Here is a 25,173-nt window from a genome sequence, read left to right as displayed (position 1 = left end):
CATCCGCAGGAATCGCCCATGCAGCGCTCGATCGCCACCGTGTCACTGTCCGGCACGCTCGCCGAGAAGCTCGCCGCCATCCAGGCCGCAGGCTTCGACGGCGTCGAAATCTTCGAAAACGACCTCGTCTACTTCGACGGATCGCCGGCCGACGTCCGGCGCATGGCCGCCGATCTCGGTCTCGACATCGTGCTGTTCCAGCCGTTTCGCGACTTCGAGGGGGTGAGCGCGGCCCAGCTCGCGCGCAATCTCGACCGCATCAAGCGCAAGTTCGACGTGATGCATGCGCTCGGCACCGACCGCATCCTCGTCTGCAGCAACGTGTCGGCCGACACGATCGCCGACGACGGACTGCTCGTCGACCAGCTCGGCGCACTCGCCGAAGCCGCGCGGCAGGCCGGCGTGGTCGCCGCGTACGAAGCGCTCGCGTGGGGACGCGCCGTCAAGCGGTACGGCCATGCGTGGAAGCTCGTGAATGCGGTGAACAGCCCGCACCTCGGCCTCGCGCTCGACAGCTTCCACACGCTGTCGCTCGACGATTCGCCGGACGCGATCGCCGACATTCCCGGCGACCGCATCGCATTCGTGCAGATCGCCGACGCGCCGAAGCTCGCGATGGACGTGCTCGAATGGAGCCGCCACTACCGCTCGTTCCCGGGCCAGGGCGACTTCGACCTCGCACGCTTCACCGCACGCGTGATCGAGTCGGGCTATACGGGGCCGCTGTCGCTCGAGATCTTCAACGACGGCTTCCGCGCGGCGCCGACCGCGATCACGGCCGCCGACGGCCATCGTTCGCTGCTCTATCTGGAAGAGGTGACGCGCACGCGGCTCGTACAGGACGGCCGCGCGCCGGCCGCCGGCCAGCCGCTGTTCGCACCGCCCGCGCCGCCCGCGCACGTCGGGTTCCAGTTCATCGAATTCGCGGTCGACGCACAGGCGGCGGCGACCGTCGGCGAATGGCTCGGCCGGATGCGCTTCCGGCTCGCCGGCCGGCACCGCTCGAAAGACGTGACGCTGTTCCAGCACGGCGCCGCCTCGATCGTGCTGAACGCCGAGCGCGACTCGTTCGCCGATGCGTTCTTCCAGCAGCACGGGCTGTCGCTGTGCGCGTCGGCATTCCGCGTCGACGACGCGAAAGTGGCGTTCGAACGCGCGGCCGGCTTCGGCTATGCGCCGTTCTCCGGCCGCGTCGGCCCGAACGAGCGCGTGTTGCCGGGCGTGCAGGCGCCGGACGGCAGCCTCGAGTATTTCGTCGACGAGGCGCCGAACGCGCCGACGCTGTATGAATCGGACTTCGTGCTGACCGACATCGACGGCCCGAGCGAAGTCGGCCCGCTGACGGGGATCGACCATGTGTGCCTCGCGCTGCCGGCCGATGCGCTCGACACGTGGATCCTGTTCTTCAAGACGGCGTTCGGCTTCGAAGCCGAGCGCAGCTGGCTTGTGCCCGACCCGTACGGACTGATGCGCAGCCGCGCGGTGCGCAGCGCCGACGGCTCGGTGCGGATCGCGCTTAACGCATCGGTCGACCGTCACACGGCCGTCGCCGAATCGCTCGACCGCTACCACGGCACGGGGCTGAACCACGTCGCGTTCCGCACGGACGACATCGTGAAGACGGTCGCCGCATTCGCGGCCGACGGCGTACCGTTCCTGCGCATTCCGGCCAATTACTACGACGATCTCGCCGCGCGCTACGCGCTGCCGGACGAGTTGATCGACACGTTGAGCGCGCACCACCTGCTGTATGACCGCGACGAGCACGGCGGCGAATTCCTGCACGCGTATACCGAACTGGTCGACAACCGCTTTTCGCTCGAGATCGTCGAGCGGCGCGGCGGGTACGACGGCTACGGCGCGACCAATGCGGCCGTACGGCTCGCCGCGCAGGCGCAGCGGCGGAAATAAGGGGAGGATGAAAATCCGCGTTTGAGGGCTGGACCGTGCCGGTTTCTCGCCGCCGGTACAAAAATCCACATTCGTCGACGCACCATCGTGGTGAATCGAGCGGCGCGGACCCGCCCGCGCGGCCGGCCGCAATCGGGCCGGAAGCCGCGCCGCACATGGCGTTACATCCCGTAACCCATATCGCAGCGCAGCATTCCTCCGACCACCATGGTTTTAAGAATCGCTTAAGTCTTCGACGGCACCATCCGCAACCAGTACCCGATGGTTATCTCGAAATGGAGGAAAGCGATGAGCGCCGTAGAAGCACCCGCGGGCCGCCCGGCCGCGCCCCCTGCCAAGAAGACGATGCTGCGCCGCCTGCTCAGTCATCATGAAATCGCGACGCTGCTCGTGCTGCTGCATGCCCCGATCGGCGCGAACGCCAAACCCGAACTGCCTGCGCTGCAGGAAGCCGGTCTCGTCGAGATGGTCAAGCTCGACGCCGATACGGCACCCAGCTTCCGACTGACCGAAGACGGCACGGCCGTCCTGAAAGGGCTCGGCTACCGCTGAGCCGCCGTTTTCACCCATTCCCCGTTTTCCGGTTTCCCCGCAACACCCCGATTCCCGCGACGCGCCGGCCTGGCCGGCGAGTCGCTTCACCCTGCCCGCTCCTGCAGCATCAGCCGGTATTCCGTCGGCGTCACGCCGACCGTCGCCTTGAACTGGCGCGTGAACGCGCTGTGATCCGTATAGCCGCATAGCGCCGCGACGTCGGTCACCTTGTCGTGCGTGACGAGCAGCGCGGTGGCCGCATCGAGCCGCGTCTTCAGCAGCACCTGGCGCGGCGTCAGGTGAAACACCTTGTGGAAGTAGCGTTCGAGCTGCGCGACCGACATTCCGGCCATCTGCGCGAGCTGCTTCAGGTTCAGCGGCTGCACGTAGTGATCCTGGATGTGCTGGACCACGTCGGCGAGCCGGCTGTACGCCGGGTGCGAGCCTTCGTGCGCCTTCAGGTCGCGCGAGATGCCCGCGAGGCCGACCACCCTGCCCGCGGCGTCGCGCAGCGGCTCCTTGCAGGTCAGGCACCAGCCCGGCTGGCGGCCCGGATACAGGTGCAGCTCGAGCTGGTCCATCAGTTGCTGGCCGGCGTTGATCGTCGCCATGTCCTGCTCGAAATAGCTGCGGCCGAAGCGGCGCGGAAACACTTCGTCGGCCGTCTTGCCGAGCAGGTCGCGCTTGTCCTTGTAGCCGCAGCGCATCGCCAGCGTGCGATTGACGATCGCGTAGCGACCGCTCGCATCCTTCACGAAGAACGCAACGTCCGGCAGCGCGTCGAACACCGGTTCGAGCAGGCGGAAGTGCACGAGCATCGCGCCGAGATCGGCGTTGTCGGGCTGGTAGCGCAACGTGTCGGACAGGCTCATGGGCGGTACGGCAAGCAAGGTCGTCATCCCGGCAACCGCGAAGCGAGTGGCAGATGGCGTCGATTATAGAAGCGCCCCTTCGATCGCGGCGCGCCGAGCGCGGGGCAGGCTAGCTGGCGGTGGCGGCCGGCATGTCGCACATCCCGATCGGCGCCATCGGCCGGCAACACAGGTTGCGCGCACAACCACCGTGAAGCGCGGGCGCGACCGGCAGCCGTTCCGCTTCCACCGCTGTCGGCACATCACACAGGCACATCGGCATCACGCCCCCGAATCCACCATCCTAAAAATGCGCATGCCTCGCGTCTTGGCGCGTTTGCGCATTCCCCATGACGATTTCGGCACATATCAGGGTTATCGACGATATGCCGATATCGTCGCCGGCCACGCACCGAACGCGCAAGACGCCCGCATTTTCGCTATCTAGACTTCGCTTCACGGTCACGAGACGACATCCCGCCGCTGCAGCAATCGGCACGCACGGCCCGCCGCATCCGCCGTCGCACACGCCGATTCCTGCACAGCGCGGGCAGCACGCGGCAAACCTGCACGGCCCTCGCATCCGGCCTGCCGACCGATACGTCTCGCCCGGTTTACCGGCGCCGGCCCGCATGCCGGCGGCGGCCCAACCACGCCATCAAGGGGAAGTGAAAGTGAAGCTGAAGGTATCGCACGTCGCGCTGGCCGCTGCCTGCGCACTGTCGGGCGCGCACGCCATCGCCGCCGACGTCGTCAAGATCGGTTTCGCCGCACCGCTGACCGGCCCGCAGTCGAATTACGGCACGGACATGCAGAAAGGCGTGCAGCTCGCGATCGCCGATTTCAACGCGACGCATCCGACGATCGGCGGCAAGCCCGTCACGTTCCAGCTCGATTCGCAGGACGACCAGGCCGACCCGCGCACCGGCACGACCGTCGCGCAGCGGCTGATCGACGACAACGTCCGCGGGATCATCGGCCACTTCAACTCGGGCACCAGCATTCCCGCGTCCGACCTGTACGATCGCGCGGGGCTGCCGCAGATCTCGATGGCGACGTCGCCGCAATACACCGCGCGCGGCTACAAGACGACCTACCGGCTGCTGACGAGCGACGCGCAGGCAGGCCGCATCGTCGGCACGTACGCGGTGAAGACGCTGCGCTTCAAGCGCATCGCGATCATCGACGACCGCACGGCCTACGGCCAGGGCATCGCCGACGAATTCGCGAAAGCCGTGGAAGCGGCAGGCGGCACGATCGTGAAGCGCGACTTCACGAACGACAAGGCGCTCGACTTCTCCGCGATCCTGACCAACCTGAAGGGCGTCAATCCGGACGCGATCTTCTACGGCGGCGGCGATGCGCAATCGTCGCCGATGATCCGCAAGATGCGGCAACTCGGGATGAAGTCGGCATTCGTGACGGGCGAGATGTCGCGTTCGCCGACGTTCCTGAAGGTCGGCGGCGAAGCGGCCGAAGGCGCGATCGTCTACATGGGCGGGCTGCCGAAGGAAAAGATGCCGGGCTTCTCCGGCTACGCGGCACGCTACAAGGCGCGCTTCAACGAGGACGTGATCACCTACTCGCCGTACTCGTATGACGGCACGATCGCGCTGCTCACCGCGATGAAGGATGCGAACTCGACCGATCCGAAGGTGTACACGCCGTATCTCGGCAAGGTGTCGATCAAGGGCGTGTCGGCCCCGAGCATCGCGTACGACGCGAAGGGCGACCTGAGGGATGCGCCCGTGACGATCTACAAGGTCGAGCACGGTGCGTTCAAGCCGGTCGATACGATCGCCGGCAACTGATACGCAGCCCTGCCCCGCGCGGCGCGCAAGCGGCTCACCGGCCGCCCGCGCCGCGCGCGCTTCGGCCGCCTGGTCCGAAGCCGTCCTCGGCGCGCACCCGCGCGCACGCATTTCGCGCTCCTGTAGAATCCCCCAACCCGCTTTGACGCTTCGTCTCCGCCGCGCCCCATCCCGGTGCGGCGGCGCGTGTTTCGTGCCTCACCCGGCACGCGGCACGCTTCGACGATGCAAGCCGCGCCTTGTCAGTCCATGCCGATAGCGGGCCCTGGAGACGCAGCACCGACAACAACATTCGAAAACCGATCGTCCTGACCATGCAAGCTTCCGAATTGAGCGGCGTGCCTCGCGCCGCCGAACGCGCGCTCACGCGCAGCGACTACAAGACCCTTGGCCTTGCCGCACTCGGCGGCGCCCTCGAGTTCTACGACTTCATCATCTTCGTGTTCTTCGCCCCCGCGATAGGACAACTCTTCTTCCCGCACGACATTCCCGACTGGCTGCGCCAGTTGCAGACGTTCGGCATCTTCGCGGCCGGCTATCTCGCCCGCCCGCTCGGCGGCGTGATCATGGCGCACTTCGGCGACCTGTTCGGCCGCAAGCGGATGTTCACGCTGAGCGTGCTGATGATGTCGGTGCCGACGCTGCTGATGGGCCTGCTGCCGACCTACGACACGATCGGCATCCTCGCGCCGGTGTTGCTGCTGCTGTTCCGCGTGCTGCAGGGCGCGGCGGTCGGCGGCGAAGTGCCGGGCGCGTGGGTGTTCGTGTCCGAGCACGTGCCGTCGCGTCACATCGGCTACGCCTGCGGCACGCTGACCGCGGGCCTCACGGCCGGCATCCTGCTCGGCTCGCTCGTCGCGGCCGGCATCAACAGCCGCTACTCGGCCGCCGAAGTCGGTGCGTTCGCGTGGCGCATCCCGTTCCTGCTCGGCGGCGTGTTCGGGCTGTTCTCCGTGTACCTGCGCCGCTGGCTGCACGAAACGCCGGTGTTCGCCGAGATGAAGGCGAAGAAGGCGCTCGCGGCCGAAATTCCGCTGAAGGCCGTATTGCGCGACCACGGCCGCGCGGTGATCGTGTCGATGCTGCTCACGTGGATGCTGTCGGCCGCCATCGTCGTCGTGATCCTGATGACGCCGGCACTGCTGCAGAAGCAGTTCCACCTGACGCCCGCGACGACGCTGTTCGCGAACAGCATCGCGACGCTGTGCCTGACGGCCGGCTGCATCACCGCCGGGTCGCTCGCGGGCCGGATCGGTGCGAGGAGCGTGCTCGGCATCGGCGGCATCGGGCTGGCCGCGTGCTACTACCTGCTGTTCGTGCAGGTCGCGGCCGACGCATCGACGCTGCCGCTCTACTACGGGATCGCCGGCTTCATGGTCGGCACGATCGGCGCGGTGCCGTTCGTGATGGTCAGGAGCTTCCCGGCCGTCGTGCGCTTCTCGGGCATCTCGTTCTCGTACAACGTCGCGTATGCGATCTTTGGCGGCCTCACGCCGGTGATCGTGTCGCTGATGATGAAGTCGAACCCGCTCGCGCCGGTCGTGTACGTCGCGGCGATCTGCGTGCTCGGCGCGATCGCCGTGCAGTTCTCGAAGGATGCGAAGGACCTGAAGGACGCACGCTGAACGTCGGCGCGCACGCGCCGGCTTCATGAACAAAGGGCCGAATCCCGCACCGTGCGGGATTCGGCCCTTTTGTCTTGTTTCAGCGCGACGGCGCGAATCGGCTCAGCTCAACGCAGCACGCCGTACGACGAACTCGGCCGGCGCAGCGCATCGATGCTCGCGCCGCCGGCGCCGGTGACGAACAGCAGCAGGAAACCGCCGGCGATCGCGACGTTCTTCCAGAAGTGAATCACCATGTCGTGCTGGACGGCGGCGTTCGTCGCGTCCCAGAAATTGTGCCCGACCATCGCGGTCGCGATCGTATAGACCGCCATCAGCAGCGCGAGCGGCCGCACCTTGTAGCCGACGATCAGCAGCAGGCCGCCGAGCCCCTCGATCGCAACGACGATCGGCGCGACGACCTGTTGATAGGGCACGTTCAGCGCGTGCAGATACGCGACGAAATCGCTGTAGCCGAGCAGCTTCATGATGCCGCCCCACAGGAACAACGCCGCCAGCGCCAGGCGTGCGAAAAAAATGACGCCGGAATCGACGGAACGCGTCATGCCTCTCTCCTCATATGCAATTCGGCCGGCTGCACGGGGCACACCCGTGCGGCTCGAGGCCGCGCGACCCTGCGGGGCCCGCGGTAAATGGGCCAGAATAGAGGGTCTTTCGGCCGTGTCCAAGAAAAAGGTTGTAGCAAATCTTTACACGGCGGCCGCCGCGCGGCCCGCTGGCGGCGGCACGAAAAAGCGGAAAAAGCGGCGTTTAGCCCGCGTCGCTCAACAGCACGCCTTTCTTGAAGATGAAGCAGCCGTAGCCGCGCAGCTCGCCGGTGACGATCACCGCGTACGCCTGCTGCGCGCGCTCGTAGAACGCGAAACGGTCGATGCCCGCGAGCGGCACCGCGCGCCCTTCCGCGCGGTCGATCTCGGCCTGCACTTCGCGCTGCACGGGCGGCACCGTCACGGCATCGCCGACGACTTCCATCCGCCACGCGGGCGTGTCGACGAACGTGTCGAGCGGCAGCACGGACAGCACCGCGCGCACGACGCGCGCCGAATCGGCGCCGTCGATCCGCAGCGCGCGGCCGACCACCGTGTGCTCCGCGACGGATTCCGCGGGGAAATTCGCATCGCAGATCGCGATGTCGTCACCATGGCCCATCGCGCGCAGCGTGTGCAGGATGTCGGCGTGCAGCAGCGGGTCGAGATTCTTCAGCATGTCGGCTAGTCTCCGGGATCAGGAACAAACCGCATAACGTTACCCGATCCCGGCGGCCGCTGCGCATGCGTCGCTCGCGTCACGACGCCGCGGCCGGCATTTCGTCGATGAAACCCGTGATCGACGCGAGGCGGCCCGATGCATCGACGGTGCCGAAATCCGAGCCCTTCACGATCGCCGCGCCTTCGGGCGACACGAGCGCCCACGAGAACCGCAGGTGCTGGCCGAATGCGTCGACGTCGGTCGTGCGGCGGAAGCGGTAGGCGGGGAAGCGTTCCTGCACGGCCGCGATCATCGTGTCGATGCCCGCATGGCCGTCGCCGGCCATCAGCGGATCGCGGTACGCCGCGTCGCTCGCGTAGGTCGCATCGATCAGCGTGCGGCGGCGCGCGGCGTCGGGTTCGTTCCAGGCGTCGAAGTAGCGGTCGATCAGGTCGGCGTGAACGGACGAAGCGGATTGGGCGGTGTTCATGGCGAGGCTCCTTGTGTCGGTGAGGGACGATGTCGCGAACGTTTCGGGTCCGCGTGCCGCTATCGTCGCCGGGCTCGCGCGGGCGGTCGATTACGTACGAGGTAAGGAAATCGCGCCCGCACCGCCGCGATCAGCCGGCCGCGTACTCCACCGCCAGGCTCCACGCCGGATCCTCGTGCTTCGCCCAGTACGCGTCGAACAGCCGGCGCGTCACCGGGCCCGGCCGGCCGTCGCCAATCGCCGCGCCGTTCAGCCGCGTGACGGGCATGATCCCGCCGGCCGTCGACGTGATGAACACTTCGTCCGCGTCACGCAGGTGCGTGTCGTCGATGCGCGCGGCCTGCGCGTCGAGGTCCATCGACGCCGCCAGCTCGAACACGCTCTGTCGCGTGATGCCGTGCAGCACGCCGCGGTCGGGCGTCCGCAGCCGGCCGCCGTGCACGACGAATACGTTGAACCCGGGCCCCTCCGCAATGCTGCCGTCCGTGCACTTCAGCACGACCGACTCCGCGCCCGCGTCATAGCCCTTCAGCAGCCCCGCGACGAGGTCGAGCCAGTGGTAGTTCTTGATCTGCGGATCGACCGATTCGGGCGGAATCCGCCGCACGTCGTCGATCACGTGCAGGTGCAGGCCCTCGCGCAGCTGCCGCTCGTTCGCGACCGAGCCGTACGGCACCGCGAACGCGATGAACTGGTTCACGGCGTCGCGCGGGTCGCGACTGAAGGTGGGTGACACGCCGCGCGTACACAGCATCTCGACGTACGCGTTGCGCAGGCCCGAGCGGCGCACGCATTCGACGAGGATGTCGCGAAGCGCGTCGTCGCCGAGCGACACATTCAGCCGCAGCCTCGCCAGCGAGCGCCTGAACCGCGCGATGTGCTGGTCGAGCCGGAAGAAACGACCGTTCCATACGTGCACGGTGTCGTATGTGACATCGGAATGCAGGAAACCCCAGTCGAGCACCGACACGCGCGCGTCGGCGATCGGGATGAAGCGGCCATTCATGTAGGCGGCGCCCTGCGGAAACGCAGAAGCCTCGACGGACGGAATGCCATGCGGCGCCATGTGCATCTCCCCGGGAGCGTTCGGCGTGTAGTCGACCTGCGCGGCGAACGACGGGGGATCGGCATCGAACACGCTGCGATGCACGACCGCATTCGGCCCCGCCGCGCGATCGAACGACAGCTTGCCGTCAAGGTGATCGATCTCGTGCTGCATCAGCTCCGATTCGGCAGGCGACAGGGCGTCGCGCCGATGCGGCTCGCCGTCCAGCGTCGTGTAGCGCACGCTCACCGACGCATGGCGCTCGACGCGCACGAACAGGTCCGGAAAGCACATGCAGTCGTCCCACAGCGTCATCCGCGCGTCGCTGCGCCACACGATCTCCGGGTTCACGATCACGTCGGGCCAGCCGTCCAGCGCGAGCGCGATCATCCGCTGCCCGATGCCGATCTGCGGCGCGGCGACCGCGCGACCGAAGCCGTGCTCGTCGCGAAACGCGCGCAGCGCCGCGCACAGTGCGCTTGCCGCTTCGCGTACCGCGGGAGCGGCAACGTCGTCGACCGGCCGTGCGACGTCGCGCAGCGATGCCGTGCCCACGGGAAGAATCCGCGTATTCATTTGACCACCTCCGACAAAGTCACCTTGTTACCTCCTTTGAACGTCGAAATCGTTGCCGCCGGATTGCGCAACTCGCCGTTCGCGTCGAATGCAATCCGGCCGGTCACGCCCTGGAAGTCGACACGATGCAATGCATCGACGATCTTCGCAGGATCAGTGGACTGCGCGAGCATGACGGCGTGGTAGATGGCCATCATCGCGTCGTACGCATAGGGCGCATAAAGCTGCACGGGTGCGCCGTATTTCTGCGTAAAACGTGCGGCGAAGGCCGGGCCGCCCGGCATCTTCGCGAGGCTCCGGCCACCGTCCGCGCACACGAGATTGCCGTCGAGCGCATCGCCGGCCAGCTTCAGGATCTCGTGCGTGCACAGGCCGTCGCCGCCCAACAGCGGCGCGGTAATCCGCAACTTCCGCATCTGCCTGAGCATCGGCCCGCCCTGCGTATCCATGCCGCCGAAGAAGATCGCATCGGGCGCCTTGCCCTTGAGCAGCGTCAGCGGCGCGCCGAAGTCGAACGCCTTGTCGGTCGTATATTCGCGTGCGACGACGGTCGCGCCCGCCGCCCCGAGCCCGCCGGCGAACACGTCCGCGATGCCTTGCCCATATGCCGTGCGATCGTCGACGACGCCGATGCGGCGCGCGTGCAGCTGCTCGACCGCATAGCGGGCGACGGCCTGCCCGAGGAAGTCATCGTTCGCGAGCATCCGGAACGTGGTGCGATAGCCGAGGCGCGTGAACGCCGGATTGGTGGCCGACGGCGTCAGCTCCGCGATGTTCGCCGTCGCGTAGAGCCGCGCGACGGCGATCGACGTCCCCGAGTTCTGGTGGCCGATCACGGCGCTGACGTGCGTGTCGACGAAGCGCTGCGCGACCGTCGTCGCGACCTTCGGGTCGGCCTGGTCGTCCTGCGCGTCGAGCACGAAGCTGAACGGGTGCCCGGCAACGCTCGGATGGCCCGCATTGATTTCGTCGATCGCGAGCCGGATGCCGCGCGCGCTGTCCTCGCCGAAATGCGCCTGCGCGCCCGTGAGGGCCCCGGCAAAACCCACGACGACCGTATCCGCGCCGAACGCGGGAACGGCCAGCACAAGCGGCGCAAGCGCCAGCAGCAGACGTCGGGAACGCATGATGATTTCCTCGCAGCTTCGTCGTTGACGGATGCTACGATTATCGGCAGCCGTCACGAAATCCGATAAACATCGCGCGGCTTCATTCGTGAATTTGTTTCGTTTTTTCTCTTGCAAGGAAATCCGATGAATTCCATTGCCGCGCCGCTCGACGACTTCGATCTGCGGATCCTCGCCCGTCTCCAGCACGACAACCAGGTCACCAACCAGGCGCTCGCCGCCGAGATCGGACTGAGCCCGCCCGCGTGCCTGCGCCGCGTGAAGCGGCTGCGCGACGAGCGCTATATCCAGCAGGACGTTGCCGTCGTCGATCCGAACAAGGTCGGCCTCCCGCTGACGATGCTCGTGCTCGTCCAGGTCGAGCGCGAACGGGTCGACCTGCTCGACGAATTCAAGCGGTTCCTGAAATCGCTGCCGGAAGTCATGCAGTGCTACGTGGTAACGGGCCGCGCCGATTTCGTGCTGATGATCGCGATGCGCGACATCGACCACTACGAGGAATTTTCCACGCGCGTGTTCCGGCAGCACCACAACATCCGCCACTTCGAGACGATGGTCGTGATGTCGCGCGTGAAGGTGGGACTGTCGCTGCCGATCGGCATCGAGTGACGCGCGTCGGCCGCGGCCGCGCACCCCAACGAAAACGGGCGCCCGAAGGCGCCCGTATCGCAGTCTCACGTCACCGCGCGTATCAGGTCACCGGTGCCGGATTGAACAGCGTCAGCGCATTCGCGAGCTTCCATTGCTCGGCCCACGTGCGGCGCTTGCCGCTCGCGACGTCGAGCATCAGCCGGAACAACTCCCAGCCCGTGTCCTCGATCGTCGCCGCGCCCGTCGCGATCTGCCCCGCATCGAGATCCATCAGGTCGTGCCAGCGGCGCGCGAGATCGCTGCGCGTCGCGACCTTGATCACCGGCACCTGCGCGAGGCCGTACGGCGTGCCGCGGCCGGTCGTGAAGATGTGCAGGTTCATCCCCGCCGCGAGTTGCAGCGTGCCGCAGATGAAATCGCTCGCGGGCGTCGCCGCGTACAGCAACCCCTTCTGCCGCGCCCGGTCGCCGGGGCGCACGACGCCGGCGATCGGTGCGCTGCCCGACTTCACGATCGACCCCATCGCCTTCTCGACGATGTTCGACAGGCCGCCCTTCTTGTTGCCCGGTGTCGTGTTCGCGCTGCGGTCGACGCGGCCGCGCTGCAGGTAGCGGTCGTACCAGTCCATCTCGCGGATGATCTCGCGCGCGACGTCTTCATTCGCCGCACGCGACGTGAGCTGCGCGACGCCGTCGCGCACTTCGGTCACTTCCGAGAACATGATCGTCGCGCCGGCACGCACGAGCAGGTCGGCCGCGAAGCCGACGGCCGGGTTCGCCGTGAGCCCGGAGAACGCATCGCTGCCGCCGCACTGCACGCCGACGACGAGATCCGATGCGGGACACGTCTCGCGGCGGCGGCGGTTCAGCCGCTCGAGATGCGATTCGGCCATCTTCATGATCGAGTCGATCATCGAATGGAAGCCGACATGCGCGGCGTCCTGCAGGCACACGACGCCGCCGTTGTCGGTCGCGCCGTCAGCCGTCACCGGAATCGCGCCCGGCGGCAGCAGGCGCTCGGGCTGCAGCTTCTCGCAGCCGAGGCTCACGGTCATCACCTCGCCGCCGAAATTCGGATTCAGGCTGATGTTGCGCAGCGTGCGGATCGGGATGTCGGCGTCGGGCGCATCGATCGCGACGCCGCAGCCGTACGTGTGCTCGAGCCCGACCACGTCGTCGACGTTCGGGTAGCGCGGCAGCAGTTCGTCCTTGATCCGCTTCACCGCATGCTCGACGACGCCCGACACGCACTGCACGGTCGTCGTGATCGCGAGAATGTTGCGCGTGCCGACCGAGCCGTCGGCGTTGCGGAAACCCTCGAACGTATAGCCTTCGAGCGGCTCGAGCGGCGGCGCGGCGCGCGTCGCGAGCGGCAGGTCGTCGAGCCCCGGCGGCTCGGGCATGCGCATCGTCCGTTCGTTCACCCAGCTGCCGCGCCGCAGATCGGTCAGCGCGTAGCCGATCACGACGTTGTAGCGGACGACCGGATCGCCGGCCGCGAGATCGACGAGTGCGACCTTGTGCCCCTGCGGCACGCCTTCGCACAGCGTCAGCCCGTCGGCGAACGTCGCGCCTTCAGGCAAACCGCCGTCGTTGACGACGATCGCGACGTTGTCGTCCGGATGCACGCGAATGTAGAGAGGGGGAGCAGTCATCGGAATTCCTGGAAGCTATCTGCGGTATTGTTAGTCATCATACGACATTCAACCTCAATCGACGATGCTGCGTAAACCCTTATCCGGAAAGACCCTACCTCCGAACGGCCAGCAAACCGCTTGCGTCACCTTTCCCCTCGTTGTACGATGACATACAACGACATCGCCAATTCGGCTCGTATGCCGTTCCCGACGAACCCAGCACTCGCGCTAGACGGACGACCCAACCATGACTTCACCGCAAGAACTCAAACAGATCATCTCCCACGGCCTGCTGTCGTTTCCGCTGACGGACTTCGACGCCGACGGCAGCTTCCGCCCGACCACCTATGCCGAGCGCCTGGAATGGCTGGCGCCGTACGGCGCCAGCGCGCTGTTCGCGGCCGGCGGCACCGGTGAATTCTTCTCGCTCACGCAGCGCGAATATTCGGACGTGATCCGTGTCGCGACGGAAACCTGCAAGGGCAAGGTGCCGATCCTCGCCGGCGCGGGCGGCGCCACGCGCGTTGCAATCGAATATGCGCAGGAAGCCGAGCGTCTCGGCGCGAGCGGCGTGCTGCTGATGCCGCACTACCTGACCGAAGCGAGCCAGGAAGGGATCGCCGACCACGTCGAGCAGGTGTGCCGCGCGCTGAAGATCGGCGTCGTGGTGTACAACCGCGCGAATTCGAAGCTGAACGCCGACATGCTCGAGCGCCTCGCCGACCGTTGCCCGAACCTGATCGGCTTCAAGGACGGTGTCGGCGAAATCGAAAGCATGGTCACGATCCGCCGCCGCCTCGGCGACCGGTTCGCGTACCTCGGCGGCCTGCCGACGGCGGAAGTCTATGCGGCTGCATACAAGGCGCTCGGCGTGCCGGTGTACTCGTCGGCCGTGTTCAACTTCATCCCGAAGACGGCGATGGAATTCTACGAAGCGATCGCGAAGGACGACCACGCGACGGTCGGCCGCCTGATCGACGATTTCTTCCTGCCGTACCTGAAGATCCGCAATCGCCGCGCCGGCTATGCGGTCAGCATCGTGAAGGCGGGCGCGAAGCTCGTCGGCCACGACGCCGGCCCAGTGCGGGCGCCGCTCATCGACCTCACCGACGCGGAAGCGGCCGAGCTCGACGTGCTGATCAAGAAGATGGGCCCGCAGTAAGCGGGGTTCGCCGGCGGCGCGGCCGGCAGTGTTGCAGCGCGGCCGGCACTCGCCGGCCGCGATCGTTTGTGGCGTCCTGTCCACGAGGGCGCGCGCCACCGCCGCCGCGATGCGCGCCGCGACCGTCACATCTGCGCGATGACCCCGACGATCCGGTAGCGCACGTTCCCCAGCCTGACCCGCGTCGCCTCGATCTGCGCCTGCGCGCCCGACCGTGCGCGTGAATTCGATGCGCCGTCGAGGATCTGCCCGAGCACGTCGCGGTCGACAACCGCATCGAAGAACCGGCCGACGGTGATCGTCGCCGACTGCTTCGCGGTCGCGAGCTGGCTGTTCGCCTGCGTCAGCGCTTCGGTGCGCAGGCCCGGATCGCGTTCGTCGATGCCGCGCCGGTACTGGAGTGCGAACACCAGCGCCGTCATGTCCTCCCGGAAACGCTTGACGGCCTGCCCGAACACGAGCGAATGGGCATCGGACCCCGTGACGAGCCGCCCCTGGTTGATCGTGATGTCAAATTCGCTGCCGCCCAGGTCGCGCTGGAATTCCAGCAGCGCATTCGCGAGCACGCGCCCTTCGCTGTACTGGCCGACCTCACTGCGGACGGATTTCGCGACGTCGCCGATCGCTTTCCACAATCCGGCAGCGAACAGGTGATCGCCACGCTTGTTGATGTTCATCGGAAGGTTCCCTCTTGGTCTTTTGTCGGTCTCTCAGGCCCGCCCGCGAACCGGGTGGTCCGGGGCCTCGCTACTGTAGGAGAAATTCCGGCGACAGGAAAGCCGACATCTCCTCGCCACGGTGGAGCATCAACATAAGCACCGTTTGATGTCATAATTGATGCACTGACTTTCTCGGGAGCCGCACATGCGTACCACCTTGTCCCTCGACGACGCGCTGCTCGCCAAAGCGCAGCAATTGACCGGCGTCACCGAAAAATCGGCGCTCGTAAGAGAAGCGCTGCGCGCATTGATCGCCCGCGAAAGTGCACGACGACTCGCCCGCCTCGGGGGCACCGAACCCGACCTTGACTCGGTTCCGCGCCGCCCATCGGAGCCCGCATGATTCTTGTCGATACTTCAGTCTGGATCGATCACTTGCGGGCCGGTGACGCAACGCTCACAGCATTGCTGGAAGCTGAGCGAGTGTTGATCCATCCGTTCATCGTCGGCGAGCTTGCGCTCGCCAGCATGCGCAATCGCCAGACGGTAATGGATGCGCTGCGCGACCTTCCCGCCGCAACACCTGCTACCGACGACGAAGTTCAGCGCATGATCGACGTCGTACCGCTTCACGGGCTCGGCATCGGTTACGTCGATGCACACCTGCTTGCCTCGGCCAGACTGACCGACGGCACCAAGCTGTGGACACGCGACCGGCGCCTGCTGACCGCAGCGGAGCGCTTGCAACTCGTCGCCCACCCCGCTCATTGACCAGGCGAAACCGGCAAGAAGTCCCGCACTGAATAAAACACGGCGGCGGGGCCTGCAGGCCCCACCGCCGTGTTTCAACGTGCCGGAACGCGTCCCTCCCGGGACGCTGCCTTCAACGACTACGCCCTATCATTCCGCCTTCCCGTCCCGCAGACGCGGAATCGCGAGCGGATTGCCTTCCTGCAACCCTTCGGGCAGCAGGTCGTCCGGGAAATCCTGGTAGCACACCGGTCGCAGGAAACGCTCGATCGCGGTCGCTCCGACCGACGTGACGGCCGGATTCGACGTCGCGGGGAACGGCCCGCCATGCACCATCGCGTCGCACACCTCGACGCCGGTCGGGTAGCCGTTGACGAGCAGGCGCCCGGCCTTGCGTTCGAGGATCGGCAGCAGCCGGCGCGCGAGCGGCTTGTCGTCGGCGTCCATCTGCAGCGTGGCCGTCAGCTGGCCTTCGAGCGCGTCGAGCACGCGTGCGACTTCGTCGAGATCGCGGCAGCGCACGATCAGCGACGCCGGCCCGAACATCTCGTGGCTGAACGCCGGTTCGGCCAGGAACGCCTGCGCGCCGACTTCGTACAGCGCGCCGCCGGCCTGGCAGGCGGTCTGCGCGGCCTCGCCCGCGCCGATCTCGCGCACGCCCGGCAGTTCGGCCAGCTGGCCGCGGCCGTTGCGGTACGCATCGGCGATACCGCGCGTGAGCATCACGCCGGCCGGCTTCTTCTCGAGCGCCTGGGCGGCGACGGCCTCGAAGCGGTCGAGATCCGGGCCGTCGACCGCGAGCACGAGGCCCGGGTTGGTACAGAACTGGCCGACGCCGAGCGTCAGCGAATCGACGAAGCCCGTCGCGATCGCGTCGCCGCGTGCGGCAAGCGCGGCCGGGAACAGCACGACGGGGTTGATGCTGCTCATTTCCGCATAGACGGGAATCGGCTGCGGACGCGCGTTCGCGAGCTGCACGAGCGCCATGCCGCCCTGTCGCGACCCGGTGAAGCCGACGGCCTGGATCGCCGGATGGCTGACCAGCGCCGCGCCGATCACGCGGCCGGGGCCGACGAGCAGCGAGAACACGCCGGCCGGCATGCCGGTTTTCGCGACAGCGGCGCGGATTGCGCGGCCGACCAGTTCGGACGTGCCGAGGTGCGCCTCGTGCGCCTTCACGATCACCGGGCAACCGGCCGCGAGTGCCGATGCGGTATCGCCGCCGGCCACCGAGAACGCGAGCGGGAAATTGCTCGCACCGAACACGACGACGGGCCCGAGCGCGACTTTCTGCAGGCGCAGGTCCGAGCGCGGCAGCGGCGTACGCGCGGGCTGGGCGGGATCGATCGATGCGGCGAGGAAACGCCCGTCGCGCACGACGCGCGCGAACAGCCGGAGCTGGCCGACGGTACGGCCGCGCTCGCCCTGCAGGCGCGCAACCGGCAGGCCCGTTTCGGCATGCGCGCGCTCGATCAGCGTATCGCCGAGCGCAACGATCTCATCGGCGATCGCTTCGAGAAACGCCGCGCGGGCCGCGAGCGGCTGCGCACGGTACGCATCGAACGCGTCGCGCGCGAGTTCGCACGCGCGCTCGACGTCGGCCTGCGTCGCGACGCCGAACGCCGGCGCGTCGATCGGTGCGCCTTTCGTCGGGTCGAACGCTTGCAAGGTTCCGGCCGAGCCGGCCACCGCGTCGGCGCCGATCAGCATCTCTCCTGTCAGTTGCATGGGATGTGCTCCGTAGTTCGGGAATGGATTGCCCATTGTAGCCCAACAGATATGATGTCTGCGGACGAGATTGCATCATTTCCGCCGATTTTCGCGCCGCCATCGACCCACAAGAAATCCAGATTCAGTCTGCTTACCCGCGACTTTATTACCGTCTCACGTCATCTCTCAAAGGGAAAACCCGAGGTTTCTGCATCCTGACATTCCCCCTAAACTTCGGCCCATGTCATACGACGACGTACATTAAAGTGCCTAATCAGACCACCCCTCGCGACCTTCCGCTCGACCTCGCGCGCACCGCGCGCCGGACCGCCGTGCGCTACTGGATCCTGGCGATGCTGTTCGTCGTCACGACGCTCAACTATGCGGACCGCGCGACGCTGTCGATCACCGGCACGCCGATCCGCAAGGCCTTCGGCATCGACCCGGTGACGATGGGGTACATCTTCTCGGCGTTCAGCTGGGCGTACGTGCTCGCACAACTGCCGAGCGGCTGGCTGCTCGACCGCTTCGGCGCACGGCGCGTGTATGCGGCGAGCATCTTCCTGTGGTCGGCGTTCACGCTGCTGCAGAGCACGATCGGCCTCGGCGGCAGCGCTGCGTTCGCGGTCGCCGCGCTGTTCGCGATGCGCTTCGCGGTCGGCATCGCCGAGGCGCCCGCGTTCCCCGCGAACGCGAAAGTCGTCGCGAGCTGGTTCCCGACCGCCGAGCGCGGCACCGCGTCGGCGATCTTCAACGCCGCGCAGTACTTCGCGGCCGTGGTGTTCTCGCCGCTGATGGCCTGGCTCACGCACGCGTACGGCTGGCACCAGGTGTACCTGTGGCTCGGCCTGGCCGGCATCTCGCTCGCGTTCCTGTGGCTGCGCGTCATGAAGGATCCGGCCGACCATCCGGCCGTGAACCGCGCGGAACTCGACCACATCGAGCAGGGCGGCGGCATCGTGCGGTCGACGGGCCGGCCGACCGGGGCACGCAGCGCCGACGGCACGCGCGCGGAAGGCAGCCGCGTGGCCGGCTGGTTCTACGTGCGCCAGCTGCTGTCGAACCGGATGCTGATCGGCGTGTACCTCGGCCAGTACTGCGTGAACGTGCTCACGTACTTCTTCCTCACGTGGTTTCCGATCTACCTCGTACAGGCGCGCGGGATGTCGCTGCTGAAGGCCGGCTTCATGACGTCGCTGCCGGCGATCTGCGGGTTCCTCGGCGGCGTGCTCGGCGGGATGCTGTCGGACGGGATGATCCGGCGCGGCGTATCGCTGACGCTCGCGCGCAAGATTCCGATCGTCGGCGGGATGGCGCTGTCGATGGTGATCATCGGCTGCAATTACGTCGACAGCGAAGTGCTGGTGATCGTGCTGATGGCCGTGTCGTTCTTCGGCAAGGGAATCGGCTCGCTCGGCTGGGCCGTCGTCGCGGATACCGCTCCGAAGGAAGCGATCGGCCTGTCGGGCAGCCTGTTCAACATGTTCGGCAACACGGCCGGCATCGTCGCGCCGATCGCGATCGGCTATCTCGTCGGCGCGAGCGGCTCGTTCAACGGCGCGCTCGTGTTCGTCGGGCTGAACGCGCTCGTCACCGTGTTCAGCTATCTCGTGATCGTGAAGGACATCAAGCGGGTCGAATTGCGTCATCGCGACGCGTGACGTCCGGCTTTCCTTCATAAGAAAACGGCGGCCTCTTTACGCGGCCGCCGTTTTTTTTCATCCACTCGACATCAGGTCGACGAATGTGCGACGCGCAGCATGTCGTGCACGCCGGACGTCATCAGCGCGAGGAACGCGAGCAGGCCGACATAGCAGAACGCGTAGGTCGTCTTCGTCTCGATCGACGTCGCGTAGTACACGCGGTTCTCCGGCGCGTCGGGGTCGTAGCGCCACGCACGCTTCAGCTGCGGCAGCGCGAGGATCGCCATCACGATCAGCAGCGGGCTCGGACGATACACGAACAGCGCGATCAGCACGGGCACGCCCGCGAACCAGATGCGCGGCGACAGCACCGCGGTGATCCGCCCGCCGTCGAACGGCGACAGCGGAATCATGTTGAACAGGTTCAGGAAGAAGCCCGTGTACGACAGCGCGAGCAGCAGGTTGCTGTCGGTGTGGCGCGCGGCCGCGTAGCAGGCCAGCGCGCCGAGCGTGCCGACGAACGGCCCGGCCAGCCCGACGTACGCTTCCGTTTCCGCGTCGTGCGGCATCTCCTTCAGCTGGATCCACGCGCCGACGAACGGGATGAAGGTCGGCAGCCCGACGTCGAGCCCGCGCCGCTGCGCGGCGAGGTAGTGGCCGGCCTCGTGCACCAGCAGCAGCGCGACGAAGCCGGCCGCGAAGCGCCAGCCGTAGAACAGCGCGTAGACCGCGATCGACGCGAGCATGGTGCCCGCCGACACGAGCACCTTGCCGAGCTTGAGGCCGCCGAAGATCAGCAGCAACAGCTTCGTCATTCCTTGCGCTCCGTGGCGGCTGCATCGGACGCGTCGGCGACGGCCGGCACCGCGGCCGCCTTCGGCTTGCGCCCGAAGAAACGCTTCAGCGCCGCGCCGCCGGCCAGCAGTGCGACCGCGCCGATCTTGAAGAACTTCACCGCGAACGCGCCGATCAGCGCGAGCAGGCCGAGCTTCTTCGCGCCGACGCCGACGATCAGCGCCGCGAGCCCGTACTCGGCGACGTGGTCGGTCGACTTGTTGAAATCGGCGTAGCGCTTGCCGTCGTTGAAGCTGATGTTCGACAGGAGCTCGTCGGCCGATGTCTTGTACTTCGGCAGGTCGGCAAGCGTCGACGCCATCGTCAGCGACAGGTAGCCGTCGCGGCCGAGCACGAGCGTCCGGTAGTTCACGCCGTCGTTCTCGGCATTCGGCGCCGCGCCCTTGTCGCGGATGATCGCCGACCACACGAGCCGGTGCGAGGCCGCGTCGTATGCAGGCGCCTTCGCCCAGCCGACCACCTCGGTTTCGGGCAGGCCGCGCTCCTTGCGCGCCGGGTTGTCTTCCTCGGTGCCGGCCTGCAGGTTCTTCAGCAGTTCGTCGGGTTTCCAGTCCTTCGCGTCGTCGTCGCGGATATAGCCGCTCGGCTCGAACGACACGACGGAAATCCAGTCGGCATCGGGGTCGTCAGGCAGCACGAGGCCGACCAGCTTCGATTCGTCGATCGAGTTGCCCATCGAGCGCAGGTAGCGGCCGGCTTCGGCGGCCGGTACGAACGACTCGCCGGCCTTCAGCTTCAGCACGGCTTCGTGTTTCACGTCGATGTCGGTCGGCCCTTTCACGACCGCGTCGTTGGCGGCCGCGGCGGCAGCCCTCATTTCCACCTGCGCAGCTTCGGTCTGCGCGTGGCCGCTGGTCGCGGCAAGTGCGAGCGTCGCCACGCAGGCGAGCCGGACGGCAAGTTTTTTCATTGTTGGATTCCCCTGGAATGCCTTGTTGTGAATGTGCGCGGCACCGGCCCATGCGTGGTCGTCGCGGGTCCGGCACCGCCTCTCAGGTGGCACGGACGTAATGGTAACGCAGCGCTACGGCGCGCCCGGGGAACGGCGCGATGCTTACCTGGCAGGTAATGCCCAACGCGCACGGGATTGCCTATCATCTGCTTCATGAACCCGACCGCCGCCCTCCATTCGCCCTCCCCGTCCGCCGGCCGCGCGTCCGGCATCGGCCCGCTGCTGCGCACGTGGCGGCAACGCCGCCGCCTGAGCCAGATGGCACTCGCGCTCGACGCGGAAGTGTCCGCGCGCCATCTGAGCTTCGTCGAATCGGGCCGCGCGCAGCCGAGCCGCGAGATGGTGCTGCATCTCGCCGAACGCCTCGACGTGCCGCTGCGCGAACGCAATGCGCTGCTCGTCGCGGCCGGCTTCGCACCGCTGTTTCGCGAACGGCCGTTTTCGGATCCGCAACTGGATGCCGCGCGCCATGCGGTCGAAGCCGTGCTGCGCGGCCACGAGCCGTACCCGGCGCTCGCGGTGGACCGCCACTGGACGCTGCTCGCCGCGAACCGGATGCTCGGCGCGCTGGTCGCGCAGGCCGATCCGGCGCTGCTGCAGCCGCCCGTCAACGTGCTGCGGCTGAGCCTGCATCCGGACGGCCTCGCGGCGCAGATCGTCAACTGGCATGAATGGCGCGCGCACATCCTGCATCGGCTGCAGCGGCAGATCGATGCGAGCGGCGACCGCACGCTGCATGCGCTGCGCGACGAGCTCGCCGCGTATCCGGCACCGGCCGGCCAACCCGATGACCCGCCGGCGCGCGCCGACTTCGCCGATATCGCGGTGCCGCTGCGGCTGCGCACGGCGGCCGGCGAGCTGACGTTCTTCAGCACGACGACGGTGTTCGGCACGCCGGTCGACGTGACGCTGTCGGAACTCGCGATCGAGGCGTTCTTTCCGGCGAATCCGGAAACGGTGGAGGCGATGCGGGCGCTGGCGGACGCGTTGCCGGCGCAGTAACGCATGCGCGACGGTGCTTGACGAAAGCCGGCGGCCGACGGCCGGCTGTCGGGCCGCGACCGGCATGTAGGCGCCCGCCGGCACGCGCCTCACGCGGCGAAATTTCCCTCAAAAGCACAAAGATCGGCCGCCACGGCGAACACCGGCGTCGGCGCGCCCGATCAGAATGCGACGTCGCCTCTCGAGCCGCGGGACCGAGGCGCTCCAGCGCCGCGGATCGTGTCACACATAAAAGCCGCCGCGCTTTTTCCGTTTCCCTACGGACTCACTTCGCCGATTTCGCTGACCAAAAAATTTGTTTAGCACTTCTTTTTGATTGAATCGAGCTCGAACGAATTCGTCGACCGTGAAGCGCCGAGCAGCTTTTTTCTCGACGCTGGAAGGCGCGCCGACCGCGCGGCGGGCGCATGCGACGACGCGGCGACACGATGACCGTCATCAGCGGCGCTCGAGCGCCAGCTTCACGCCGAGCCCCAGCAGCACCACCCCGCTGACGCGGTGCATGCGCGTCAGGATGCGCGGGTTGCGGCGGATCGACGCCGACAGCAGGCCGGCGAACAGCGCGACCGGCCCCTTCACGAGAAACGTCAGGCCGGCGAACGTCGCGCCCAGCACGAACAGCGACAGCATCGGATGCGCGGTGCCCGCCGGCACGAATTGCGGCAGGAACGCCAGATAGAAGAGCGCGATCTTCGGATTCGACACGTTGGACAGCGCGCCTTGCGCGAACGTGCGAAGCCGCGATACCTGCGCGCCGCCACTGCTGCTCGCGAGCGTCAATTCACCTGACGAGCGCAACAGCGTGATGCCGAGGTACAGCAGGTATACCGCACCGATCACCTTCAGCGCCGTGAACAGCCATTCGGATGCCTGAAGCAGTGCGCCGAGCCCGAGCGTCGCGAGCATCGTGTGCACGAGCAGCCCGACGCTGACGCCTGCTGCAGTCACGAGGCCCGCGCGCGTGCCGCCGGACAGCGTGCGCGACATCACGAGCACCATATCCTGGCCCGGCGTGACGATGATCAGAAGCGACGTGGCGATGAACGGCAGCCAGGACAAATGCGACATGGGATAGCTCCTGAACGGAATGGCCGACGGACGAGAATCGCCCGGCCGGTCGTCAGATTATCGGCGTGTTCCCGTGGAGATTGGATGCGTATTCGGCTACTTCGAATGCCTGATTTGGCGCTATTCTCTAGCATCTCCGTATCTGGTAGTCAAAAATGCCAACCAAACTGGACGCGATCGATCGGCGCATTCTGCGTGCGCTGCAACAGAATTCGAACCAGACCAATGCCGAACTCGCGCAACAGGCCGGACTGTCGGCCACGCCCTGCCTGCGCCGCGTGCATCTGCTCGAGGAACAGGGCGTGATCAACGCGTATGTCGCGTTGCTGAATCCCGCCGCCGTCGACCTGCGCTTCACCGCGTTCGTGCGCGTCACGCTGGAGCGCCAGGACAAGAAGACGGTCGAACACTTCGCGCGCGAGATGGAGCAGGCGCCCGAAGTGCTCGAATGCCACCTGATGGCCGGCAGCTACGACTATCTGCTGCGCGTGATCGCCCGCGATCTCGACGACTACCAGCGCTTCCAGATGGAGACGCTCACGCAGATCGAAGGCGTCCGCAACGTCGAAACCGAGATTCCGCTGAAGCGCATCAAGCAGACGGTTCGCCTGCCGATCTAGGCGTCCAGGAACGTGACGGCCTCCCCGGCCGGCTGCCCGTTCAGCGCTTCATCGCGCACGACGACCTGCCCGCGCACGACCGTATGCACGGGCCAGCCCGTGACCGCGCACCCGTCGTAAGGCGTCCAGCCGCTCACGCTGGCGATCCACTCGTCGCGGATGATCCGCCGGGCGCGCAGGTCGACGATGCTGAAATCGGCGTCGTAGCCGGCCGCGATGCGCCCTTTTCCTTCGATGCCGAAGATCCGCGCCGGCCCGGCGCTGGTCAGGTCGACCAGCCGTTCGAGGCTCAGGCGGCCCGCCTGCACGTGGTCGAGCAGCAGCGGCAGCAGCGTCTGCACGCCGGTCATCCCGCTCGGCGACTGCGGATACGGGCGGCGCTTTTCGTCGCGCGTATGGGGCGCGTGATCGCTGCCGATCACGTCGACCACGCCGTCGCGCACGGCCCGCCACAGCGCATCCTGATGATGCCGGTCGCGCACGGGCGGATTCATCTGCGCGAACGTGCCGAGCCGTTCGTAGCAATCGGGCGCATGCAGGCTCAGGTGATGCGGCGTGACCTCGACCGTCACGCGCCTCCGGTGCCGCGCAAGGAACGCCATTTCGTCCGCCGTGGACACATGCAGCACGTGCAGCCGCCGACCCGTCTCGGCAGCCAGCCCGACGATGCGCCGGGTCGCGGCCAGCGCGCTTTCCTCGTCGCGCCAGCGCGGATGGTCGCGCACGTCGCCGCTCGCTTCCACGATCGCCTTGCGTTCGCGCAGCCGCGCCTCGTCCTCCGCATGCACGGCCATGCGCCGCCGCCCGTTGCGCAGGATCCGCCGCAGCACGGCTTCGTCGTCGGCCAGCAGATCGCCGAACGAACTGCCCATGAAGACCTTCACGCCCGCGCACCCGGGCAAGCGCTCGAGCACCGGCAGCCGCTCGGCATTCACGGCCGAGCCGCCGATGTAGAACGCGTAGTCGCACCACGCACGACCGCGCGCAAGATCCAGCTTCGCCTGCAGATCCTGTTCGTTCAGCGTCAGCGGATGCGTATTGGGCATCTCGAAGATCGTCGTGACGCCGCCGAGCACCGCGCCGCGCGTGCCGGCCTCGATGGTCTCCTTGTGCGTCAGCCCCGGTTCGCGGAAATGCACCTGGCTGTCGACGACGCCCGGCAGCACGTGCAAGCCGCCGGCATCGAGCACGACGTCCGCGCTCCAGGTGCCGTGCAGCGCGCCCAGCGCGACCACGCGGCCATCCGCGCACGCCACGTCGATCCGTTCGGCGCCATTGGGCGTCATCACCGTGCCGCCGTGCACGAGCAGGTCGACGTGGCGTCGCGCCGGCCGGTCGATCCCTTCAGGTCGAATGGGCTCGCGCAT

24 protein-coding genes are annotated in these 25,173 nt (G+C 67.3%); 11 read left to right on the top strand and 13 right to left on the bottom strand.

The window, feature by feature from the left end; translation table 11 throughout:
* Positions 1-18: 18 nt before the first annotated feature.
* The gene (locus tag AC5LXK_RS18455) at positions 19-1,911 is read left to right on the top strand and encodes a bifunctional sugar phosphate isomerase/epimerase/4-hydroxyphenylpyruvate dioxygenase family protein (RefSeq protein WP_493392920.1); all 1,893 of its coding nucleotides are present in this window, start codon (positions 19-21) and stop codon (positions 1,909-1,911) included.
* 288 nt (positions 1,912-2,199) lie between these two features.
* Positions 2,200-2,463, top strand: coding sequence for a hypothetical protein (locus AC5LXK_RS18450; RefSeq protein ID WP_069749186.1), 264 nt, complete (start codon positions 2,200-2,202; stop codon positions 2,461-2,463).
* Between the two features lie 86 nt (positions 2,464-2,549).
* Here AC5LXK_RS18450 and AC5LXK_RS18445 read toward each other — a convergent pair whose 3' ends face one another.
* Positions 2,550-3,344 carry an AraC family transcriptional regulator gene (locus AC5LXK_RS18445; RefSeq protein ID WP_006489480.1) on the bottom strand — a complete coding sequence of 265 codons (795 nt, stop codon included), beginning with the start codon at positions 3,342-3,344 and terminating at the stop codon, positions 2,550-2,552.
* Between the two features lie 584 nt (positions 3,345-3,928).
* Between AC5LXK_RS18445 and AC5LXK_RS18440 the strand changes: the two genes are divergently transcribed.
* Both AC5LXK_RS18440 and AC5LXK_RS18435 read left to right on the top strand, forming a co-directional pair.
* The gene (locus tag AC5LXK_RS18440; protein WP_493392919.1) at positions 3,929-5,107 is read left to right on the top strand and encodes a branched-chain amino acid ABC transporter substrate-binding protein; all 1,179 of its coding nucleotides are present in this window, start codon (positions 3,929-3,931) and stop codon (positions 5,105-5,107) included.
* Between the two features lie 314 nt (positions 5,108-5,421).
* Positions 5,422-6,732, top strand: coding sequence for an MFS transporter (locus AC5LXK_RS18435; RefSeq protein WP_493392918.1), 1,311 nt, complete (start codon positions 5,422-5,424; stop codon positions 6,730-6,732).
* 107 nt (positions 6,733-6,839) lie between these two features.
* Here AC5LXK_RS18435 and AC5LXK_RS18430 read toward each other — a convergent pair whose 3' ends face one another.
* From AC5LXK_RS18430 to AC5LXK_RS18410, 5 genes are all read right to left on the bottom strand, one after another.
* Positions 6,840-7,277, bottom strand: a complete 438-nt coding sequence (locus AC5LXK_RS18430; protein ID WP_493392917.1) for a DoxX family protein — start codon at positions 7,275-7,277, stop codon at positions 6,840-6,842.
* Positions 7,278-7,482: 205 nt separating this feature from the next.
* Complete coding sequence (locus AC5LXK_RS18425) at positions 7,483-7,938, bottom strand: RbsD/FucU family protein (protein WP_493392916.1); 456 nt, start codon at positions 7,936-7,938, stop codon at positions 7,483-7,485.
* 79 nt (positions 7,939-8,017) lie between these two features.
* Positions 8,018-8,410, bottom strand: coding sequence for a nuclear transport factor 2 family protein (locus AC5LXK_RS18420; protein WP_493392915.1), 393 nt, complete (start codon positions 8,408-8,410; stop codon positions 8,018-8,020).
* A gap of 130 nt (positions 8,411-8,540) precedes the next feature.
* Positions 8,541-10,031, bottom strand: a complete 1,491-nt coding sequence (locus AC5LXK_RS18415) for an aminotransferase class IV (RefSeq protein ID WP_493392914.1) — start codon at positions 10,029-10,031, stop codon at positions 8,541-8,543.
* Entirely contained in the window at positions 10,028-11,275 is a 1,248-nt protein-coding gene (locus AC5LXK_RS18410; RefSeq protein WP_493392913.1) for a branched-chain amino acid ABC transporter substrate-binding protein, read from the bottom strand. The genes AC5LXK_RS18415 and AC5LXK_RS18410 overlap by 4 nt, the downstream gene beginning before the upstream one ends.
* A gap of 9 nt (positions 11,276-11,284) precedes the next feature.
* Between AC5LXK_RS18410 and AC5LXK_RS18405 the strand changes: the two genes are divergently transcribed.
* A complete protein-coding gene (locus AC5LXK_RS18405) occupies positions 11,285-11,767 on the top strand; it encodes an Lrp/AsnC family transcriptional regulator (RefSeq protein ID WP_493392912.1) in 483 nt (160 codons plus the stop codon).
* An 82-nt stretch (positions 11,768-11,849) separates the two neighbouring features.
* Here the strand turns inward: AC5LXK_RS18405 and garD are convergent, their stop codons facing one another.
* Positions 11,850-13,403, bottom strand: a complete 1,554-nt coding sequence (gene garD / locus AC5LXK_RS18400) for a galactarate dehydratase (RefSeq protein WP_493392911.1) — start codon at positions 13,401-13,403, stop codon at positions 11,850-11,852.
* A gap of 229 nt (positions 13,404-13,632) precedes the next feature.
* Between garD and kdgD the strand changes: the two genes are divergently transcribed.
* On the top strand, positions 13,633-14,547 hold the full coding sequence (gene kdgD / locus AC5LXK_RS18395; RefSeq protein WP_493392910.1) for a 5-dehydro-4-deoxyglucarate dehydratase: 915 nt from the start codon (positions 13,633-13,635) through the stop codon (positions 14,545-14,547).
* Positions 14,548-14,672: 125 nt separating this feature from the next.
* Here the strand turns inward: kdgD and AC5LXK_RS18390 are convergent, their stop codons facing one another.
* Positions 14,673-15,224 (bottom strand): hypothetical protein, encoded by a 552-nt coding sequence (locus AC5LXK_RS18390; RefSeq protein ID WP_493392909.1) that lies wholly within the window; start codon positions 15,222-15,224, stop codon positions 14,673-14,675.
* 187 nt (positions 15,225-15,411) lie between these two features.
* Here AC5LXK_RS18390 and AC5LXK_RS18385 point away from each other — a divergent pair, with 187 nt between their 5' ends.
* Positions 15,412-15,609: a type II toxin-antitoxin system VapB family antitoxin gene (locus tag AC5LXK_RS18385; protein ID WP_448167852.1), complete on the top strand. Its 198-nt coding sequence runs from the start codon at positions 15,412-15,414 to the stop codon at positions 15,607-15,609.
* Positions 15,606-15,977, top strand: a complete 372-nt coding sequence (locus AC5LXK_RS18380; RefSeq protein ID WP_493392908.1) for a type II toxin-antitoxin system VapC family toxin — start codon at positions 15,606-15,608, stop codon at positions 15,975-15,977. Before AC5LXK_RS18385 ends, AC5LXK_RS18380 begins: the two co-directional genes overlap by 4 nt.
* A 129-nt stretch (positions 15,978-16,106) precedes the next feature.
* Here AC5LXK_RS18380 and AC5LXK_RS18375 read toward each other — a convergent pair whose 3' ends face one another.
* On the bottom strand, positions 16,107-17,684 hold the full coding sequence (locus AC5LXK_RS18375; protein ID WP_493392907.1) for an aldehyde dehydrogenase (NADP(+)): 1,578 nt from the start codon (positions 17,682-17,684) through the stop codon (positions 16,107-16,109).
* A 248-nt stretch (positions 17,685-17,932) separates the two neighbouring features.
* On the opposite strand from AC5LXK_RS18375, the gene AC5LXK_RS18370 reads away from it, so the two are divergent.
* A complete protein-coding gene (locus AC5LXK_RS18370; protein WP_493392906.1) occupies positions 17,933-19,327 on the top strand; it encodes an MFS transporter in 1,395 nt (464 codons plus the stop codon).
* 71 nt (positions 19,328-19,398) lie between these two features.
* Here AC5LXK_RS18370 and AC5LXK_RS18365 read toward each other — a convergent pair whose 3' ends face one another.
* Both AC5LXK_RS18365 and AC5LXK_RS18360 read right to left on the bottom strand, forming a co-directional pair.
* The gene (locus AC5LXK_RS18365; RefSeq protein ID WP_493392905.1) at positions 19,399-20,124 is read right to left on the bottom strand and encodes a site-2 protease family protein; all 726 of its coding nucleotides are present in this window, start codon (positions 20,122-20,124) and stop codon (positions 19,399-19,401) included.
* A complete protein-coding gene (locus AC5LXK_RS18360; protein ID WP_493392904.1) occupies positions 20,121-21,074 on the bottom strand; it encodes a DUF2167 domain-containing protein in 954 nt (317 codons plus the stop codon). Before AC5LXK_RS18360 ends, AC5LXK_RS18365 begins: the two co-directional genes overlap by 4 nt.
* Positions 21,075-21,269: 195 nt before the next feature.
* Here AC5LXK_RS18360 and AC5LXK_RS18355 point away from each other — a divergent pair, with 195 nt between their 5' ends.
* The gene (locus tag AC5LXK_RS18355; protein WP_493392903.1) at positions 21,270-22,118 is read left to right on the top strand and encodes a helix-turn-helix domain-containing protein; all 849 of its coding nucleotides are present in this window, start codon (positions 21,270-21,272) and stop codon (positions 22,116-22,118) included.
* A 438-nt stretch (positions 22,119-22,556) separates the two neighbouring features.
* On the opposite strand, the gene AC5LXK_RS18350 is transcribed toward AC5LXK_RS18355, so the two are convergent.
* The gene (locus AC5LXK_RS18350) at positions 22,557-23,186 is read right to left on the bottom strand and encodes a LysE family translocator (protein ID WP_493392902.1); all 630 of its coding nucleotides are present in this window, start codon (positions 23,184-23,186) and stop codon (positions 22,557-22,559) included.
* 155 nt (positions 23,187-23,341) lie between these two features.
* On the opposite strand from AC5LXK_RS18350, the gene AC5LXK_RS18345 reads away from it, so the two are divergent.
* On the top strand, positions 23,342-23,806 hold the full coding sequence (locus AC5LXK_RS18345) for an Lrp/AsnC family transcriptional regulator (protein ID WP_493392901.1): 465 nt from the start codon (positions 23,342-23,344) through the stop codon (positions 23,804-23,806).
* Here the strand turns inward: AC5LXK_RS18345 and AC5LXK_RS18340 are convergent.
* On the bottom strand, positions 23,803-25,173 hold the full coding sequence (locus AC5LXK_RS18340) for a dihydroorotase (protein ID WP_493392900.1): 1,371 nt from the start codon (positions 25,171-25,173) through the stop codon (positions 23,803-23,805). The genes AC5LXK_RS18345 and AC5LXK_RS18340 overlap by 4 nt on opposite strands.

It is taken from the genome of Burkholderia pulmonis, from assembly GCF_984667975.1.
This window is presented reverse-complemented; position numbering and strand designations above follow the sequence as displayed.

Coding starts and splice junctions, on each gene's coding strand:
- AC5LXK_RS18385 (WP_448167852.1), top strand. CDS start 15,412: ATGCGTACCACCTTGTCCCTCGACGACGCGCTGCTCGCCAAAGCGCAG.
- AC5LXK_RS18375 (WP_493392907.1), bottom strand. CDS start 17,684: ATGCAACTGACAGGAGAGATGCTGATCGGCGCCGACGCGGTGGCCGGC.
- AC5LXK_RS18365 (WP_493392905.1), bottom strand. CDS start 20,124: ATGACGAAGCTGTTGCTGCTGATCTTCGGCGGCCTCAAGCTCGGCAAG.
- AC5LXK_RS18405 (WP_493392912.1), top strand. CDS start 11,285: ATGAATTCCATTGCCGCGCCGCTCGACGACTTCGATCTGCGGATCCTC.
- AC5LXK_RS18455 (WP_493392920.1), top strand. CDS start 19: ATGCAGCGCTCGATCGCCACCGTGTCACTGTCCGGCACGCTCGCCGAG.
- AC5LXK_RS18415 (WP_493392914.1), bottom strand. CDS start 10,031: ATGAATACGCGGATTCTTCCCGTGGGCACGGCATCGCTGCGCGACGTC.
- AC5LXK_RS18435 (WP_493392918.1), top strand. CDS start 5,422: ATGCAAGCTTCCGAATTGAGCGGCGTGCCTCGCGCCGCCGAACGCGCG.
- AC5LXK_RS18420 (WP_493392915.1), bottom strand. CDS start 8,410: ATGAACACCGCCCAATCCGCTTCGTCCGTTCACGCCGACCTGATCGAC.
- AC5LXK_RS18425 (WP_493392916.1), bottom strand. CDS start 7,938: ATGCTGAAGAATCTCGACCCGCTGCTGCACGCCGACATCCTGCACACG.
- AC5LXK_RS18350 (WP_493392902.1), bottom strand. CDS start 23,186: ATGTCGCATTTGTCCTGGCTGCCGTTCATCGCCACGTCGCTTCTGATC.
- AC5LXK_RS18430 (WP_493392917.1), bottom strand. CDS start 7,277: ATGACGCGTTCCGTCGATTCCGGCGTCATTTTTTTCGCACGCCTGGCG.
- garD (WP_493392911.1), bottom strand. CDS start 13,403: ATGACTGCTCCCCCTCTCTACATTCGCGTGCATCCGGACGACAACGTC.
- AC5LXK_RS18380 (WP_493392908.1), top strand. CDS start 15,606: ATGATTCTTGTCGATACTTCAGTCTGGATCGATCACTTGCGGGCCGGT.
- AC5LXK_RS18390 (WP_493392909.1), bottom strand. CDS start 15,224: ATGAACATCAACAAGCGTGGCGATCACCTGTTCGCTGCCGGATTGTGG.
- AC5LXK_RS18345 (WP_493392901.1), top strand. CDS start 23,342: ATGCCAACCAAACTGGACGCGATCGATCGGCGCATTCTGCGTGCGCTG.
- kdgD (WP_493392910.1), top strand. CDS start 13,633: ATGACTTCACCGCAAGAACTCAAACAGATCATCTCCCACGGCCTGCTG.
- AC5LXK_RS18340 (WP_493392900.1), bottom strand. CDS start 25,173: ATGCGCGAGCCCATTCGACCTGAAGGGATCGACCGGCCGGCGCGACGC.
- AC5LXK_RS18355 (WP_493392903.1), top strand. CDS start 21,270: ATGAACCCGACCGCCGCCCTCCATTCGCCCTCCCCGTCCGCCGGCCGC.
- AC5LXK_RS18440 (WP_493392919.1), top strand. CDS start 3,929: ATGCCGGCGGCGGCCCAACCACGCCATCAAGGGGAAGTGAAAGTGAAG.
- AC5LXK_RS18445 (WP_006489480.1), bottom strand. CDS start 3,344: ATGACGACCTTGCTTGCCGTACCGCCCATGAGCCTGTCCGACACGTTG.
- AC5LXK_RS18450 (WP_069749186.1), top strand. CDS start 2,200: ATGAGCGCCGTAGAAGCACCCGCGGGCCGCCCGGCCGCGCCCCCTGCC.
- AC5LXK_RS18360 (WP_493392904.1), bottom strand. CDS start 21,074: ATGAAAAAACTTGCCGTCCGGCTCGCCTGCGTGGCGACGCTCGCACTT.